19 protein-coding genes are annotated in these 17226 nt (G+C 52.8%); 7 read left to right on the top strand and 12 right to left on the bottom strand.

The window, feature by feature from the left end; translation table 11 throughout:
* Nucleotides 1–2: 2 nt before the first annotated feature.
* The 5 genes from rlmH to ACJJID_RS13160 all read right to left on the bottom strand — a co-directional run bounded on the left by rlmH (nucleotide 3) and on the right by ACJJID_RS13160 (nucleotide 3543).
* Nucleotides 3–479, bottom strand: a complete 477-nt coding sequence (gene rlmH, locus ACJJID_RS13140; RefSeq protein WP_152454685.1) for a 23S rRNA (pseudouridine(1915)-N(3))-methyltransferase RlmH — start codon at nucleotides 477–479, stop codon at nucleotides 3–5.
* Between the two features lie 5 nt (nucleotides 480–484).
* Nucleotides 485–847, bottom strand: coding sequence for a ribosome silencing factor (gene rsfS / locus ACJJID_RS13145; protein ID WP_152456419.1), 363 nt, complete (start codon nucleotides 845–847; stop codon nucleotides 485–487).
* 14 nt (nucleotides 848–861) lie between these two features.
* Nucleotides 862–1548: a nicotinate-nucleotide adenylyltransferase gene (nadD, locus tag ACJJID_RS13150; protein WP_444919874.1), complete on the bottom strand. Its 687-nt coding sequence runs from the start codon at nucleotides 1546–1548 to the stop codon at nucleotides 862–864.
* A gap of 33 nt (nucleotides 1549–1581) precedes the next feature.
* The gene (locus ACJJID_RS13155; protein WP_444919875.1) at nucleotides 1582–2865 is read right to left on the bottom strand and encodes a glutamate-5-semialdehyde dehydrogenase; all 1284 of its coding nucleotides are present in this window, start codon (nucleotides 2863–2865) and stop codon (nucleotides 1582–1584) included.
* Nucleotides 2866–2967: 102 nt separating this feature from the next.
* Nucleotides 2968–3543, bottom strand: a complete 576-nt coding sequence (locus ACJJID_RS13160) for an LON peptidase substrate-binding domain-containing protein (protein ID WP_444919876.1) — start codon at nucleotides 3541–3543, stop codon at nucleotides 2968–2970.
* 195 nt (nucleotides 3544–3738) lie between these two features.
* Between ACJJID_RS13160 and ACJJID_RS13165 the strand changes: the two genes are divergently transcribed.
* Nucleotides 3739–4020 (top strand): peptidylprolyl isomerase, encoded by a 282-nt coding sequence (locus ACJJID_RS13165; protein WP_444919877.1) that lies wholly within the window; start codon nucleotides 3739–3741, stop codon nucleotides 4018–4020.
* Nucleotides 4021–4263: 243 nt separating this feature from the next.
* Here the strand turns inward: ACJJID_RS13165 and ACJJID_RS13170 are convergent, their stop codons facing one another.
* The gene (locus ACJJID_RS13170) at nucleotides 4264–4977 is read right to left on the bottom strand and encodes an exonuclease domain-containing protein (RefSeq protein ID WP_444919878.1); all 714 of its coding nucleotides are present in this window, start codon (nucleotides 4975–4977) and stop codon (nucleotides 4264–4266) included.
* A 414-nt stretch (nucleotides 4978–5391) separates the two neighbouring features.
* Between ACJJID_RS13170 and ACJJID_RS13175 the strand changes: the two genes are divergently transcribed.
* The 5 genes from ACJJID_RS13175 to ACJJID_RS13195 all read left to right on the top strand — a co-directional run bounded on the left by ACJJID_RS13175 (nucleotide 5392) and on the right by ACJJID_RS13195 (nucleotide 9393).
* Nucleotides 5392–6417 carry an amino acid--tRNA ligase-related protein gene (locus tag ACJJID_RS13175; protein WP_444919879.1) on the top strand — a complete coding sequence of 342 codons (1026 nt, stop codon included), beginning with the start codon at nucleotides 5392–5394 and terminating at the stop codon, nucleotides 6415–6417.
* Entirely contained in the window at nucleotides 6414–7304 is an 891-nt protein-coding gene (locus tag ACJJID_RS13180) for a hypothetical protein (RefSeq protein WP_444919880.1), read from the top strand. The genes ACJJID_RS13175 and ACJJID_RS13180 overlap by 4 nt, the downstream gene beginning before the upstream one ends.
* A 42-nt stretch (nucleotides 7305–7346) precedes the next feature.
* On the top strand, nucleotides 7347–8354 hold the full coding sequence (locus ACJJID_RS13185; protein ID WP_444919881.1) for a S66 family peptidase: 1008 nt from the start codon (nucleotides 7347–7349) through the stop codon (nucleotides 8352–8354).
* On the top strand, nucleotides 8308–8811 hold the full coding sequence (locus tag ACJJID_RS13190; protein ID WP_444919882.1) for an HIT family protein: 504 nt from the start codon (nucleotides 8308–8310) through the stop codon (nucleotides 8809–8811). The genes ACJJID_RS13185 and ACJJID_RS13190 overlap by 47 nt, the downstream gene beginning before the upstream one ends.
* A gap of 186 nt (nucleotides 8812–8997) precedes the next feature.
* Nucleotides 8998–9393, top strand: coding sequence for an HIT family protein (locus ACJJID_RS13195; RefSeq protein ID WP_444919883.1), 396 nt, complete (start codon nucleotides 8998–9000; stop codon nucleotides 9391–9393).
* Between the two features lie 212 nt (nucleotides 9394–9605).
* Here the strand turns inward: ACJJID_RS13195 and ACJJID_RS13200 are convergent, their stop codons facing one another.
* The 4 genes from ACJJID_RS13200 to mpl all read right to left on the bottom strand — a co-directional run bounded on the left by ACJJID_RS13200 (nucleotide 9606) and on the right by mpl (nucleotide 14648).
* Complete coding sequence (locus tag ACJJID_RS13200; RefSeq protein ID WP_444919884.1) at nucleotides 9606–12188, bottom strand: efflux RND transporter permease subunit; 2583 nt, start codon at nucleotides 12186–12188, stop codon at nucleotides 9606–9608.
* A 118-nt stretch (nucleotides 12189–12306) separates the two neighbouring features.
* Entirely contained in the window at nucleotides 12307–12582 is a 276-nt protein-coding gene (locus ACJJID_RS13205; protein WP_444919885.1) for a SelT/SelW/SelH family protein, read from the bottom strand.
* 21 nt (nucleotides 12583–12603) lie between these two features.
* Complete coding sequence (locus ACJJID_RS13210; RefSeq protein ID WP_444919886.1) at nucleotides 12604–13230, bottom strand: flavin prenyltransferase UbiX; 627 nt, start codon at nucleotides 13228–13230, stop codon at nucleotides 12604–12606.
* A gap of 29 nt (nucleotides 13231–13259) precedes the next feature.
* On the bottom strand, nucleotides 13260–14648 hold the full coding sequence (gene mpl, locus ACJJID_RS13215) for a UDP-N-acetylmuramate:L-alanyl-gamma-D-glutamyl-meso-diaminopimelate ligase (protein WP_444922633.1): 1389 nt from the start codon (nucleotides 14646–14648) through the stop codon (nucleotides 13260–13262).
* Between the two features lie 281 nt (nucleotides 14649–14929).
* Between mpl and ACJJID_RS13220 the strand changes: the two genes are divergently transcribed.
* Complete coding sequence (locus ACJJID_RS13220) at nucleotides 14930–16192, top strand: 6-phosphofructokinase (RefSeq protein ID WP_444919887.1); 1263 nt, start codon at nucleotides 14930–14932, stop codon at nucleotides 16190–16192.
* Between the two features lie 87 nt (nucleotides 16193–16279).
* On the opposite strand, the gene ACJJID_RS13225 is transcribed toward ACJJID_RS13220, so the two are convergent.
* Both ACJJID_RS13225 and ACJJID_RS13230 read right to left on the bottom strand, forming a co-directional pair.
* Nucleotides 16280–16636, bottom strand: coding sequence for a VOC family protein (locus ACJJID_RS13225; RefSeq protein WP_444919888.1), 357 nt, complete (start codon nucleotides 16634–16636; stop codon nucleotides 16280–16282).
* A 38-nt stretch (nucleotides 16637–16674) separates the two neighbouring features.
* The gene (locus tag ACJJID_RS13230) at nucleotides 16675–17046 is read right to left on the bottom strand and encodes a hypothetical protein (RefSeq protein ID WP_444919889.1); all 372 of its coding nucleotides are present in this window, start codon (nucleotides 17044–17046) and stop codon (nucleotides 16675–16677) included.
* Between the last annotated feature and the right edge of the window lie 180 nt (nucleotides 17047–17226).

The raw sequence follows: 17226 nt of genomic DNA on the forward strand, positions 1-17226 counted from the left end.
TCCTATTTGTGATAGGGATGGCCGGCAAGCAGTGTCCAGGCGCGATAGATTTGCTCAGCCAAAACTACACGCACCAGAGGGTGCGGCAGGGTCAAAGGCGACAGGGACCAGCGCTGCTGTGCCCTGCTCAAGCAGTCTGGAGAGAGCCCATCCGGGCCACCAATCAACAGGCTGACATTTTCCCCCAACAGCTGCCAGTCGCGCAGCTGATCGGAAAGTTGCTCTGTGCTCCAGGGCTTACCTTTAACATCCAGTGCCACCACGTGATCGCGCGGACCAAGAGCGGCGAGCATTGCCTCGCCCTCTTTCTTGCGCGCCTTTTCAATCAGCGCCGCAGAGCTTTTCTGGCCCCGCTGCCCCAGAGGGATCTCCACCATTTCCAGGGCAATTTCACGGGGCAGGCGCTTGGCGTATTCGGCATAACCCTCTTGTACCCAAGTGGGCATTTTGCCTCCGGCTGCGAGGATGCGTACCTTCACCCTAATCAGCCCTGGTGGGGATCGCTGCCATCCGCCTCGTCGCGGGTATTCGGTGTCATAGACCAGAGTTTTTCCAGGTCGTAGAAATTCCGTACGTCTGCCAGCATTACGTGCACCACCAGGTCGCCGTAATCCACCAGTACCCACTCGCCCTGTTCTTTGCCCTCAACACCGATCGGGCGCACGCCCTCTTTCTTGAGTTCATCGACCACATTGTCTGCCAGCGACTTCACCTGACGACTGGAGGTACCGGTGCAGATCACCAGGTTGTCCATCACATCGGAAAATTCAGAAACATCCAAAGCAACAATGTCTTTGCCCTTGAGATCTTCCAGAGCGTTCAGCGCGATATCTTTAATATTTGTCATAACACCTTGATTCATTACTGGTCACCACTGGTGACCGATTCTGTATAGAGTTGATGGTCTTCAATATATTGCAACACAGCTGCTGGCAGCAAAAAGCGCGGCGATTGGCCGCTGCCCAGCAGCTTGCGAATCTGTGTGGCGGAAATTGGCAACAGGGTTTGCTCGCGCAAAACCAGGCGGCCGTAAGCGTGTTTGTGTAAATCGGCCACAGTGCCGGAATGCTGCTGTAGTAATTTCGCCAGCTCAGCATTACCACCCGGTTCACCCACTTCCGGCAAATGCCAGCCGGGTCTGGTCACCACGACCAAGTGAGCTAACTCCAGCAGCCGATGCCAGCGATGCCAGCGATGCAGGGTCAACAGGGAATCGGTGCCCATACAGAAACTGATGGACACTTGCGGCCCCAATTCCTCACGCAGTGCTTCGAGAGTATCCACCGTATAGGTATCACCGCCACGCTGCAGTTCCCGTTCATCCAGCTGCAATTCATCGCAACCCGCCAGCGCCAATGCCAGCATTTCACTGCGCTGACGCGAGGAAACACCTGGGCTCTGTCGGTGACGGGGCTGGTGGCTGGGTAGCAGACGCACTTCATCGAAATCCAGAGCCTGGCGCAGCTCCAGCGCCATGCGCAGGTGGCCGAAGTGCACCGGATCGAAAGTGCCGCCGAATAAGGCAATGGTCTGCCGCTTAGTTGCCAAAATTACCTCTTTGTTGGCTGCCGAACCCGGATATTATCGGCGGATATGCCCGTCACCGAACACGATCCACTTCTGCGAAGTGAGCCCCTCAAGCCCCACCGGTCCGCGGGCGTGGATTTTATCAGTACTGATACCAATTTCCGCCCCCAGGCCGTATTCAAACCCGTCGGCAAAGCGCGTGGAGGCATTGACGATCACCGAACTGGCATCCACTTCGGCGAGAAAGCGACGGCTACGGCTGTAGTCCTGGGTCACAATGGCCTCGGTATGGCCTGAGCCATAGCGGGCGATATGGTCCATGGCGCCATCCATATCCGCCACAACACGGACAGCAAGAATTGGCGCCAGGTATTCCTCACTCCAGTCGCCATCACTGGCGGCGTTGATCTGCGGCAGTATCTCGCGAGTGCGCTCACATCCACGCAATTCGACGCCCTTCAGCGTATAAGCCTCGGCCAGGCGCGGCAGCATTCTCTCGGCAATGGCCTCAGCGACCAATAGCGTTTCCATAGCGTTGCAAACGCCATAGCGGTGAGTCTTGGCATTCAAGGCAATTTCAAAGGCCTTCTGCTCGTCAGCAAGATCATCGATATAAACGTGGCAAACGCCGTGCAGGTGTTTGATCACCGGTACACTGGCCTCGCGGCTGACCCTTTCGATCAAACCGGTGCCACCACGCGGCACAATCACATCCACATAGTCGGGCATGGTGATCAGGGCGCCCACTGCAGCGCGATCGCTGGTATCCACCACTTGTACCGCGGTTTGCGGCAGGCCCACTTCACGTAAACCCGCACTGATGCAGGCGGCGATAGCCCGATTGGAGTTCAGTGCCTCACTGCCGCCACGCAAGATGGTCGCGTTGCCGGATTTCAAGCAGAGACTGGCCGCATCGATAGTCACATTGGGGCGGGACTCGTAAATAATGCCCACGACACCGAGGGGTACACGCATTTTGCCCACCTGGATTCCGCTGGGGCGATAGCATAAGTCCTCAATTTCCCCTACAGGGTCCGGCAGATCGGCCACCTGCAGCAGGCCTTCGATCATACCGTCGATACGCTCATCATTGAGTTCCAGTCGATCGAGCAGCGCCGCATCCAGACCTCGCTCGCGTCCGGCCTGCATATCAGCCGCATTGGCCTCGGCTAACTGAAGGCGCTGGGCCTCAAGCTCAGCGGCTATAGCCTTGAGAGCACGATTCTTGGTCTCGGTATCGGCGCGTGCCATCACGCGAGAGGCCTCGCGGGCAGCTCGGCCCATTTGTTCGAGCTTGTCGCGGGTGGATTGCTGATCAGTGGTAGCAGTCGTGGTCACTTGGCTCTCCGTGCGAAATCCGGTCGGCCGCGCAGTATACCCCAGCGGCCGGGGGTTTAAACGGCATAAATATGGAGCTGCAGGAGGATTGTTACAGTCGGGTCACTCCCGGCTCCAACGATCCAGGTTCTCGGCGATATTGGCGAGACGCGCTAGCGGATCTTCCAAACCCAGCAGATCCACCCTGGCTTTATCTTCAAGAGGTAACAGCTGGGCCAGCTGCCAGGACAGCGCATCGGCGGAATCGACATTATCAAACTTGAGCGAGAGGTCCTTAGCGCGTTCCTTTAACTCCTCCAGCACTGCCAACAGGCCATCGCAGTCGGCAGGTATCGGCCGGGGTGTGCTGTCTGGCAACCACTCCACATCGCCGAGCAAAAGACCGTCCTCAGCCCGCTCAGTATGATTTATGCGGAAACGCCGCCGTCCCACCACCTGCACATGCAGCAGCCCCTCCTCACCCTGACTCCAATCGACAATATGCACGTAGACCCCCAGGGGCCAAACAGAGGCATTACCCACCTCCCCGCCAGAGCGAATCAACACCACGCCAAAACCGCTCTCACTTTTTAGGGATTCGCTGACCAGATGTAGATAGCGCTGCTCAAAGATACGTAGTGGCAGGGCAACCCCTGGATATAGAGGCACACTCAGGGGAAAAAGGGGAATCTGTTGCAAAACGCTCTCTCGTCGGCTGTGTTTGAACACTAAAGATACCATTGCCAATAGGCTCACCGAGATGACTGATGAGACGTTTTAACGCCAATCCGGCAAACTGAGACCTAAATTCACCCGTATCCCGACAATTGTCGGTGGCAAGAGCGGCTTGCAGCCATTAAGCTGCAGCGGTTTATCAACGAATGGAGACTATTCATGCCCAAAGCAACAGCCCGCCATATCTTGGTTCAGACTGAAGACAGGTGCCTGGAATTGAAAGACCAGATTGAGAATGGCGCCGATTTTGGCAAAATCGCCGAGCAATTTTCCCAGTGCCCTTCCGGCCGTTCCGGCGGTGACCTGGGCGAGTTCAGCAAGGGTATGATGGTACCGGAATTCGACAAGGTCGTTTTCTCGGAGGAACTGCACAAGGTACACGGTCCAGTGAAAACCCAGTTTGGCTACCATCTGCTGGAAATCACCAGCCGCCAGGATTAATTGCTAAAGCGCAATTAGCCCAAAACCTTCAAGCGTCGGTTAGCTCAGTGATTATTGCTGACTGGTTGGCAAAAAATCCGGAATCCCTCCAAGGACTCCGGATTTTTTTATATTTCTGCCAGCCGGTGGCTGCAAACTACTTTGCCGTACCAGAAGAGTACCGAGTAATACGAGCACCTGATTGCATCATTCCCGCAATTGGAGGTTGCCCACAATAGGGGTTTATAGAAGCGAGACCAGCGTTTATATCTTGCGTAAAACGCTTTCCCTGAGCATGGCATCGCACCCCAAGAGCTGAGCGATATTTCGACTATCATCTAAGCCTGAATGCTGCCTACCTTTAAATTCAAGCCCCTCCAGCTGAAGAGCCCTGCCAAGGCCGACGCGCTGCCCCCTTTTCCGAGAGAATAGCTCTTTGATGTTTATATGAGGCAAATACTCCAAAGGATTAGACAACACCTTGGCACCGGTCTCCATTTGTATTTGCTCAGCATCGAATGCACCCCAGCTTCCCCATGCAGATAAATCATAGAGAGAAAGCCAATCACTAAACAATTTCAATACCTCTGCCAAGGGCGGCGCACGATCAACTTCGCCCTGAAGAATCCCAGTTAAGTCAGTACAAAATGAGGTTAACTTGCTGTGAATCGAAGGACTGACGTAAAACTGCCTTTCATCCAAGATGAGAAATGAGTCTCCTGACAATTTAGCAACAATGGCGCCCAGCTCGATAATCTCCATCTCTTCACGCGCTATAGCAGGTGCATCATTACAGGTACATTCGAGATCGACGATTAGAATTGATACCTGGCTTTCCATCAGAAATAATGATTTTTTTGACATACCTATAAGTAAAAGAGGATACAACCGTGCCTGCAGACTCAATATCAAAATACTGCCAATAGATGAACTTGAAAATAGCTTTAAAACGCCGAGTATTTCTTCAGCCCAAAGCACTAAAAAAATAAGCAGCCGACAATAGTGCCGACAATAGTATTGCAACCTGACAAGAATACTTCCGACTCAAACTGCAGGCCCCCTTTACTCATCGCAATACTCCGTCTTCCCTTTCAAGGGGGTCATCATTTTTTGACTCATTAGAGAGTTAAGCGCCCATCGGCAATCAAAACTTACTCCATAGCCATTCGCACTACAAAGTAAAAATCCCGCATTCTAATGCCTACAGATCATACAGCAAGACTATAATTTCCCCCTTGATGAAAAGGAAAAAACTATCTATTCAACAGCGCGATCTTTTACAAAAAATGTAACAGAAATATTCACTAAACTTGGCACACCGCGGCAACACACAACCAACACAGCAAACTCAACATCGTGTCGCAAAATATTTTTCTTTATGGAGCCGGGAAATTGGACACCGACAACCGTATAAATAGCTGGCAACCACCAGCGTTAGCGGACCCTGCCAGATATTTGAAGCTGACAGAGAACCCCTGGTTTAACCTATTGGTAGATCTACAAGACATCATCACCCGAGGAACCGCAGCATTCTGGAAAAAACGGGGCATTGGAACCGTTCACCTGCCAGTGACCACGGGAAGCATCTCGAGCCCAAATGGATTGGGCAGCGATTCAATGCCTGTTCGCATTCAAATGGACGGCCATGAAACTTATTTGGCCGACTCTATGCAGTTCCACCTGGAGCTGTGCTGCCGAATGAAGCCTCAGGGGGTTTATTACTTGATGCCCTCTTTCCGCGGGGAGGACTGGGATACCACGCATTTATGTCAATTTATGCACAGCGAAGTAGAAATAAACGGCGGACTGCACGATGCCATGGCCCTAGCCGAAAGCTATATCCGCTCACTCTGTAACGCTATCCTCGCTGAACAGGCAGAACCTGTTCTGAATGCCGCCGGCGGCTTAAGTCACCTAGAGGAATTAGCCTCAGGCAAGTTGGAACTCAAAGAGATTACATTCGATAAAGCCGCCGATCTACTTCGCGAAAAGCCTGGCTTGATACAGTCAACCAAATACGGTCGACATTTAACTCGAGAGGGCGAGAGGGAGCTGATTAAAACCATCGGGCCTTTTGTCTGGGTTACCAAATGGGATCACGGTGTTGTTCCATTTTATCAGGCCCTCGATAAAGATGGACACAAAGCGCTAAACGCTGATCTCCTATTCGGCTGTGGAGAGGTAATAGGTTGCGGTGAACGACATGTCGATCACTTGGCCACACTCGAAGCCATGCAGGCCCATGGCATAAATCCAGAGCTTTATGAATGGTATACAAATATGAAGCAACAATGCCCAAAGCGAACGGCTGGATTTGGTATGGGCGTGGAGCGGTTTCTTATGTGGGTCCTCAATCATGACGATATTCGTGATCTTCAGATCTTACCCCGTCGAAACGGATTCGAATTGACACCATGAATTCACTGGATGGCCAATCTCCAATTGGTAAAACCCTAGATCACAGCGACAACTTTACTTCGGAAAAAAATACCCAAAAAATCCCGAAGCACTTACGTCCTATGTTTTTATTTGTAAATTCATGGATTGAGGAACAGGAGGGGCCGTTAACGGTATCTATTGGTGGAAGTATTGCTTCCTGTGAGGCCGATGTTTTTAGCGATCTAGACTTTACATTTATATTCCCCTCTAATCTTGCACGCGATCTGGCCAAGATTCACTTCGAGCAATCTCTTAACAGACATTTTTCAATTTCAGTATCCTTTACCGCAGAACACGCAGGACTACCCAACCTACTTGTGTTCTACTCAACAGATAGCAACTGGGTAGTAAAGCTCGATGTGAGTTTTGAGACTTGCGTTGGGCCTCATTATTCCATTCCCGCGTCACAAATTTTCTTGCGCAAGGATATACCGGTCCAACTCAGCAAAAAAAATTACAATACCCCATTATCTGTGGAATATATATTGCGACGCTACTGCGGGTGGCTTTGGTTTACCCATACGAAAATCAAACGTGGTGAATATTTAGCCGCATGTGACTCCCTCGCTTTCACACGTAAACACGCAATTGTTCCATTAATCCAAATGGCCACGGGTACCAATTTACAAGGCGATAGGAGATTGGAAGAGCGATTACCCACTAGTTGGGTGGAGCAACTTCACCAGTCGCATCCCACAACGCTTACGGAAGAAGATCTTCAGTCCAGCCAATTGACTCTTCATCAAATTTTCTTACGCGCACTTAAAGGAGCCAGACAGAATCACTTACTTATTAAAAACCCGCAGTACAAAAAAATTATCGACATTTTACGGCAGCAAGGATTATCCCTTGACTGGCCAAACTAAGATCTGCAGCACCCAACCCATGCCGCCACGTGTGTTGATAATATGACTATTGCGTTTCGCCCTCGTCTTACACCTGGAAAGGCAATCGCTGTTTTCTCACCGTCTTCCAATGCGGCAAGTAAATACCCAGTCCGCTTGCAGCAAGGTATTAAGTCCCTAGGTGCCGCGCTGAATGTCGAGGTTGTACTACCCGCACAAGTCACTTACTCAACGGGATTTACCGCCGGGAGTGCAGCACAACGCGCACAAGTCCTAGAGGATTTATTACTGGACGATTCTGTTACAGCGATCATTTGTGCAATCGGTGGTTTTAATTCAGCAGAGATATTAGAGCACCTGGATGCAGAGGTCGTTCGCCGTCACCCTAAAGTGGTTGTTGGCAATAGTGACGCCTCCGCCCTACTCCTGGGCATCTACGCAATGGGTGGCTGGATCACCTACTTTGGCCCAGCAGTTTTACCGCAGTTCGGTGAATACCCTGATCCATTCCCTTTCACAGTTCACAACCTGCAAGCCGTTATATCCAATGAAACCGACTTTACAGAATTAGGTGATCCAAGGGCGTGGACTCAGGAATTTGCAGACTGGGGAAAGAATCCCCGTCAGCGACACTTGAAGACAGAAGGTAGTCAGCGGATTGTTTATCGAGCAGGTGGTGGGAGCGGCATATTATTTGGTGGGAACATTGAAACACTCAACATGCTGATTGGAACTCCATACTTAAAGGTTCCTATGGATAGTATTTTTTTCTGGGAAGCGCATGCTGAAGAGGCGCGCCTCGAACGAGTCCGACGCGCTTTAACTCATCTTCGCCAATCTGGTGTGTTCTCTCATGTTAGAGCCATGCTAATCGGCCGCTCTCCCCGATGTACAGAAGTTGCGGGGCTAACCTTAAAGGACATCGTACTTGAAGCCTGTGAGGATTATGATTTTCCGATTATTGCCAACCTAAGTTTTGGCCACACAGATCCCATGCTCACTCTGCCAATAGGAAGACAAGCCTATGTTGTTGCAAAACAAAGGGAAGAGGCTCGTATCACCCTTGTCTAATCTATCCTCTAAACAATCAGACTGTCCCTGTGGATATTGCTTTAACAGTTCAGAGGAAAAATCGCTGTTTACTGTTTTCAAGAATGACTGTGCCATTGCGATGATACCAGAGCGCCCGAGAATTCCAGGCAATGTGGTAATTATCCCCTATATTTATCACACTAACTTTACCTCTCTGAGCAAAAAGGAGTTTCACGGACTATTTCTATGTGTCCGCGAAGCCACGCTAGCAGTGGAAAGAGTATATGAGCCTGACGGCACAAATGTATGGTGTGACTGGGGTGATATCACAGGCCGATCTTATCAGCACTTGGTCTGGGAAATTGTGCCGAGAAATGATCGTAAGGAAGGCAGAAAATATCGCTATAAAGATATTCATTTGTGCCCCAAATGGACACAGGCACAACGTGCAGAAGAGGCAACACGGCTGAGAGAGGCCCTTCATCACTCAAGATAATTTCTATACTTTTTTAAATTTCAGAATAGCTCCTCGGTGTCTTTGGCTGTCAGTCTGGCTCACAAAATGACTCAGCAGAGAAATCATGGATTGATTATTTGGTTACTCTAACTTACAACAATCTGCGTTGATTTTATTGTGCCTTACACATTTCGAGTTCGACGGCCCTGTCCATTATGCACTCTAATGCACTCCAATATCCCGCTGATACAGGTCAGAAATCATGCCTGCCTGGCAATCAATCCGCGACAACGCAGCAGAGGAGCACTGCTGGTAATGCCTTTTGCTCACACTCACCATCTCACGGATTGTAATCCACAAGAGTTATCCGACATTAGTGATTTGACGCTAACTGGAATACATTTACTAAGGGAAACACTGGAACCTGACGGCATTCATACCTTCTGTAATTCCGGCATGGCAGCTGGACAGTCGGAAGATCACATGCATGTGCAAATCATTCCAAGATATGCTCAAGATCCATACTCTTTCGCACCCAGCGATGAAATACCTATTTCAAGCGACGATGAACTGATGAGCCTTGCGATCAGTTTACAGAGGGGCAATAAGAAGATTAAGTAATTCTACTATTCAGTGCGGCGGCGATCTGGGCGAGCTCAACAAGGTCATTTTCTCTGAGGAACTGCACAAGGTGCTCGACCCGATAAAACCCGGTTTGGCTACCACCTGCTGGAAATCACCAGCCGCCGAGACTGATTCCCAGTGGGATAATCTGCCAATAAAAAGCCGGGCTGTTGCCCGGCTTTTTATTGTTAGTTTTGTAGAGTGTCCCCTCAGGCCTTGGCCGCACCCTCAGGAATGTCCATCTCACCACTATCTACAGAACCGGCTCCCAGTGGCTTAACCATCACCAGCAGCAGTGGCAGTAACGTCAATGAGCCCAGCAGTGCCGCGGACATCGCCAAGGCGGTCAAGAGACCAAAGTAAATAGAAGGCACAAACTTGGACAGCGCCAAAATTGAGAAGCCGGCAATAATCGTGATGGCCGTGTAGAACATGGCACGGCCGATTGTGGCGTGGCTGCGATGCATGGTAGCCAGGTAATCGCCGTCTTTGGCAAACTCGGCGCGGAAGCGATACAAATAGTGAATCGCGTGGTCCACACCAATTCCCACGGTAATCGCGGCGATAGTGATCGTCATCATATCCAGCGGTATACCAGCGAGGCCCATACCACCAAGCACCACACAGGCCGCCAACATATTCGGCACCAGCGCGATAATGGCGATGGACAGCGAGCGGAACAACACCAGGAACATCAGCAGGATGCCCACAAACACCGCACCCAAGGTCAGGATCTGGGACTTAAACAGGCTCTGCAGCATATTGTTGTAAAGCACCAGCAGTCCTGTTTGGTGGATATTTTCCGGCGCTATGCCCATCTCGTTATGCGCGTAATCGTAAATGCGCTCGATCAATTCACCTCGGCGCAGATTTGGATCTGTCTCCATCACCCTCAAGGTAATACGTGCCTGGTTGTGCTCTGCGGAGAGATAGGGATCGACCAATACACCGCGAATTTCCGGCGGCAGGCTGGTATTGGCCACTGCCAGTTCGAAATCATTCAGCTGGCCGCCTTTTAGATCCCGCGCCACCTTGTACAGGGTAGCCAGGGACTGCACCTTGCCAATCTCGGGTTGCTCTTCCAGGTAGTCGTGCAACTGCTCCAGCGTGGCGAGACCGGCTACGGTAAACCAGTAACTCTGCTGCGGGGCCGCTTCCTCACTGCCGAAGGGGTCTTCTTCGGAAGCGGCGAAGGGATCCTCCTCTAGCGCAAACGGATCTTCTTCCGCTTCCACGGCAAAGGGATCTTCCTCGCCCTCGAAGGCCACCGCCTCTTCTTCGGGTTTATCGAGGATGATATCCAGGGTTACAGTGCCGCCCAGGCGGCGGTCAATCACCAGCATCCCCTGATAAATTTCGGTGGAGTCATCGAAATAATCGATAAAGCGGTTTTCCACTTTGAGCTGAGACATGCCCACCACACTAACTACCGCAGCAATCAGGGAGACCCCCAGCACCACGAACTTATGGCGCTCGGCAAAGCTGGAGAAGCGCAGGGTGAAGGCATGAGAATTATCCTCACTCACTCTGCCCTGGCGCTTAGGCAGGATCATCAGAAAGCTGGGGATAATCAGGAAGGACAACACCAGGGCCAGGGTGACGCCCATCGTCATCATCCAGCCAAAGTCGATTACCGGGCGAATGCCGCTCACCACCAGTGACACAAATGCAACGATAGTGGTCAGAGCCGTGTACAAACAGGGCTTGGCCATAAACCGCACTGTTTGCAGCACCAGTGTCTCACGGCTCCAGTCGGGGTTTTGCGCAATATATTCGCGGTAGCGCACCGCCAAGTGGATGGTGATGGCCAGGGTGATAATCAACAGCAGAGCGACAAAGTTGGCGGAGATTACGGTCATACGCCAGTCGAGCCAACTGAGCAGGCCAAGAATCATCACTGCGGTAGTGACGCAGGTCAGCAGCGGTAACAGCACCCAACGGGGCTGACGGAAGATCAGCAACAGGGTAAGGATAATAAAGGCGAGGATGCCCAGCCCGAACACCAGCAGGTCGCTCTTGATAAACGAGATCATATCCGCGGTGATCATGGTGACACCGCCGAGGAAAAGCTCAGCGTCATCGTCGTAACCGGCGAGAATTGCTCGCACCGTATCCACCCGCTGGTGGGCTTCCTGCTCTTGAACGGTGCGGTGCTCCAGGTAAACGGCACTCACCTCTTCCAGGCGCGCGGCCTCTTCCGGGCTCAGGCCCTCGCTATTGCGTTTGCGGCGCAAGGCATCGCGCTCGCGCACCAGTTCAATACCGCGGCTGTCCAGCGTCAGGTTGGCGAGCAGTGCCGTGGTCTGGCCGTCTGGACTCAGAATCAATTCTCGATAGATAGGGCTGGAGAGAAACTCCTGACGAGCCAGGTCCCGATCGGTGTCGGACTGGGACAGGGTGCGAATCTCATCGGTTATATCAGTTAGAGACAGTTTTGGGCTGTACAACAGCGGTACATCCAGAATGGACTGCACACTGGAAACGCCATCTACTCCGGCCAACTCATCGCGCAGCCTGCCCAGCGCCTCCAGGGACTCATCGCTGAACAGGTCGCCATCCTTGTAACGGTAAGTCACTACCAGGAAATCACCGCTGGCGTAACGCTCGGCGATCTCGCGGAAATAATCCAGCGATTTGTCTGCTTCCAGGGTGAGGGAGTCCGCCGAAGCATCGATTTTGAAGCGGGGCAGACCCATCGCTGCCAGCAAGGTGAGTAGGCCGATAACCACCAATACAGCCAGTGGCCGTTTGGTTACCAGGAATTCATAAGAGTTCTTCAGAGCTGACAGCATAGGTTTCCGCTTGTATCCAATAAATCAGTGGGCCGCAGTACGGCGCATATTTTGATCGCCTCGGCAGTGCTGGTGCAAATACAAAATTTGCGTTAACACGGCGCTATTGGAAATATTTTCAGGGAGTATCGATATGTCCCAGGTCGCGCTCGGGAAATAGCAGGTCCCGCACGCGCCGCTTGAGTTCTTTTGCTCCGGGAAAGCCGCCATCGCGTTTGCGCTCCCAGATCAAATTTTCACCAATTCGGATTTCGAATATTCCTCCAGTTCCGGGTTGTAATGCAACCTGTTGAAGGTCATCGGTAAAAGTGTGAAGCAACTCTTGGGCCATCCAAGTGGCCCGCAACATCCAGTTGCACTGCGCACAGTAGTGGATAGTTATGCTCGGTTTCACTATTTTTTATCTCCCGGTGACCTACTCACCCCAAGACGGTAGTAACTTTTGTTCCACGCCCAGCTGGTCGAGTAGTCTCGCCACCACAAAGTCGACAATGTCCTCGACCGTGCGCGGTTTCTGATAAAAACCGGGGCTGGCCGGCAGAATCATCGCCCCCATACGGGTGAGTTTGAGCATATTCTCCAGATGAATCTCCGAGTAAGGCGCCTCGCGCGGAACCAAAATCAGCTGGCGGCGCTCCTTCAGTGCCACATCCGCAGCGCGCTCGATCAGATTGTTGGAGGCTCCACAGGCAACCGCCGATAAGGTGCCGCCGCTGGCCGGGCAGATCACCATACTGGCCGGTGCACCAGTGCCGGATGCCACCGGCGAAAACCAGTCGCGCTTGCCAAACAATTTCAACTGGCCCTCTTGAGCGCCGAAGCGATCGGCGAGAAAGGCCTGCAGTGTATTGTCGTCCCCCTCCGGCAGTTGCAGGTCGGTCTCGGTGTTGATCACCACCTGAGCCGCCTCGGACATCAACAGCCAGACGCGCACGCCGGAAGCGAGCAGGCACTGCAACAAACGCAGGCCGTATTGGGCTCCGGAAGCCCCAGTCATGGCCAGGGTGACGGTTTTATTAAATGTGGCTTGCTGCAAGATCACTTCCCCGATCACTAAAGTGCTGACTCTGTTCAGGTCGAATAGTTATATTTTTGCTCCAGGGCTCCGATCAAACGCTGATGGATACCACCGAAGCCGCCGTTGCTCATCACTACTATATGGCTGCCTTCACCGGCGAGCTGTAGTACCGATTCGACCCCATTCTCGATAGTGTCAAAAATCTTGGCCGGCACCGGAGAGTGGTGAGCCACTTCATCCAGGGACCAATTCATGCCCTGGGGCTGATACCACAGGACCATATCCGCGCCGCTACAGGCATTGGCCAACTGGCCCTGGTGCACGCCCATGCGCATGGTGTTGGAGCGGGGCTCTATTAAGGCGATGATCTTGTCCTTGCCCACTTTGGCCCTGAGGCCCGTAAGCGTGGATTCGATCGCAGTAGGGTGGTGAGCAAAATCATCGTAAACGCGGATACCCGCCACTTCGCCCAGACATTCCATACGGCGCTTTACGCCCTGGAAACGCCCAAGGGCAGAGGCGCTCAACTCCGGCACCACGCCCACATGACGAGCTGCAGCCATAGCGGCGAGACCATTGCGCACATTGTGCATACCGGTGAGATCCCACCCCACACGCGCCACTTCGGCACCCTCGAACAGCACGCTAAAACTGCTGCCATCCGCGGCGATCTCCACCGCTCGCCAGTCGCCGGCACTGATCCCCGGCTGGCCTTCACTGGCAAAGCGCTGAACTTCACTCCAGCAACCCTGCTGCAATACCTGCTCCACATTGTCCTCAGCGGCGGCAACAATTAGGCCATTGCCGGGCACCGTGCGCACCAGATGATGGAACTGCCGCTGGATCGCCGCCAAGTCGTCGAAGATATCGGCGTGATCGAATTCCAGGTTGTTGATAATCACTGTACGTGGGCGGTAATGCACAAACTTAGAGCGCTTATCGAAGAAAGCCGTGTCGTATTCATCCGCCTCCACCACAAAGAAAGGGGATTCCCCCAAGCGCGCCGACACTCCAAAGTTACCTGGCACACCGCCGATCAGGAAGCCCGGCTGCATATCCGCCGCTTCCAGAATCCAAGCCAACATGCTGGCGGTCGTGGTCTTACCGTGAGTGCCCGCTACTGCCAGTACCCAGCGCCCGCCGAGGAAGTGGTCGCAGAGCCACTGGGCGCCGGAGGTATAGGGCAAACCTTGTTCAAGCACCGCTTCCACGGCGGGATTACCGCGGGACATGGCATTGCCGATAATCACCAGGTCCGGGGCCGGCTCCAGTTGAGCCGGGTCATAGCCCTCGGTAATTTGGATACCCGCCTGCTGCAACTGAGTGCTCATGGGGGGATAGACGTTGGCATCGCTACCGGTGACCCGGTGTCCTTCGGCTACCGCCAATTGGGCTAGGCTGCCCATAAAGGTGCCGCAAATACCGAGAATATGGATATGCATGGCGAAAATCTGTACTCCTGGGGGTTGCGGCGCAAGCTTAACACGGCCAAACAGGCCAGTAATTGCCAAATACCCCGTTTGCCATGCAATTTACTCGCTATTCCATTAGACTCCGCCCCCGCACAGATCGGCCTCACCCCCGTTAGGGTGGTAGGAGTTTTCCAGCTACGGCCGACACCCGATACGAGCTCCCGGAGTTCCCCACTGGCGCCGCCAAAGAGCGCTCGGCGGACAACCGGATCGGGTCACTTCCCAAGATCGCTATGAAATACAGGATAACCATGTCGAAGAAGAATGCCTTTTACGCGCAGTCCGGTGGTGTGACTGCCGTAATCAATGCCTCCGCCTGCGGCGTAATAGAAGCCGCCCGTGAAAATCAGGACAAAATTGGCAAAGTCTACGCGGGGCTGAACGGCATCCTCGGCGCACTGCGCGAGGAACTGATCGACGTGAGCCAGGAAAGTGTGGAAGACATCGCCGCACTGCGTCACACCCCCTCCGGCGCCTTTGGCTCCTGCCGCTACAAACTAAAGAGCCTGGAAGAGAACCGCGCCGAGTACGAGCGCCTGATCGAAGTGTTCAAGGCCCACGATATCGGCTACTTCTTCTATAACGGCGGCGGCGACTCTGCCGATACCTGCCTGAAAGTCTCGCAGCTGTCTGAGACCATGGGTTACCCAATTCAGGCCATCCATATTCCCAAAACGGTCGACAACGATCTGCCGCTAACCGACAATTGCCCCGGCTTCGGCTCCGTAGCCAAATACGTTGCAGTTTCCACCAAGGAAGCGGCCATGGACGTCGCCTCCATGTGCGCCACCTCCACCAAGGTCTTTATCCTCGAAGTAATGGGTCGTCACGCGGGCTGGATTGCCGCCGCCGGCGCCCTGGCCCAGGAAGAGGAAGGCGATGCACCGCACATCATCCTGTTCCCGGAAGTGGCCTTCGATAAAGAGAAGTTCCTGGCCAAAGTGCAAAAGACCGTGGACGAAAAAGGCTACTGTGTAATCGTCGCCTCCGAGGGCGCCCAGTACGAAGACGGCACCTTCCTCGCCGATGCCGGCACCACCGACGCCTTCGGTCACAAGCAGCTGGGCGGTGTGGCACCGACCCTCGCCAATATGATCAAAAGTGAGCTGGGACTGAAATACCACTGGGCACTGGCCGACTACCTGCAACGCGCCGCCCGCCATATCGCCTCCGCCACCGATGTGGAGCATGCCTACGCCGTCGGTCGTGCCGCCGTGGAAATGGCGGCAGCCGGCAAGAATGCGATTATGCCGGCAATTATTCGTGCGGAAGGTGAAGAGTACAGCTGGTCTATCGCCGAAGCACCGTTGTCTGAAGTGGCCAACGTCGAAAAATTTATGCCGAAAGAATATATTAGCGAAGACGGCTTCGGCATTACCGAAGCGGGACGCGAGTACCTGTTACCGTTAATTCAGGGCGAAGACTACCCGCCCTACAAAAACGGCGTGCCCCAATATGCCAAGCTGAAAAAGCAGCTGGTAGAAAAGAAACTGGATACTGAGTTTAAGGTGTAAGCGAAGATCTTATCGCCTAGAATAAAAAAAGCCCCCAACTAACAACGGGGGCTTTTTTATTGGGTGCGTTTCACAAATTTACTCTTATTATTCCATATCTGACCAAACCGCGAACTCATTGCCACTGGGCTCGGTAAAATGAAAACGTCGACCGCCAGGAAAAGAAAAAATTGGCTTCACCACGGTACCGCCACAGCGCTCTACTTTTTGCAAGGTATCTTCTAGGTCAGAGCTGTATAAAACTACCAGCGCTGCACCGTTTGCGGTTTTACTCTGCTGTTCGGCGAGGAAGAATCCACCATCGAGGCCAGCATTGGAAAATGCGATATATTCTGGGCCGTAATCGGTAAAACCCCAGGCAAAAGCCTCGGCAAAAAAATCCTTGGTCTTCTGTAAATCTTTGGATGGAAATTCTACATAATTAATTTTTTCATGATTGCCCATCTTAGCTTCCCTTCCATTAATTGTGTGAGTTGTGGGATTTAGGTGGCCGGTTTAGCTGGAGTCTCCACCACCCGAAAACTGCCATTTGCTATTGCCAGCGGTCTATCATTATGCACTATGACCGCTCGATCCAACATCAGGTCAAAATCCAACATCGCGTACAGTACAACACCACGACGCCCCTGGTAGACCTCTGGCCAGTAGATCAGTGTCGCCATACGCACCCCCATGGGTTCGTAACAATAACGCGCCTCTCCTACCAGCTTTCCCGAGGCAGTGACATAACAGCTGGAATCTGTGTCATAACTGACGATATAGGTGGACAGCTCGGGGAAATCCCCCTGCTTGGAATAACGGGTGCCAGTCCACTCCAGGCTTAGCCCGGTAAGACTTTCTAAGGTACGCGACATAAAGGATGCTGCCCTGCATTTCTATGTCTAACCATTATGGCTTCTCCGCCCAATTACAAAGGATGGGGATAGAATTTTTTCGGAAAAAAAACTGTATCGGAAAAATAAAAAAGACCGCACCACCAGGGTGCGGCCATTCGCTTCTAGGGAAAAGCTATCAACTCAAAGAATCCTGGTGAA

The sequence above is a fragment of the Microbulbifer sp. CnH-101-G genome (assembly GCF_052466775.1).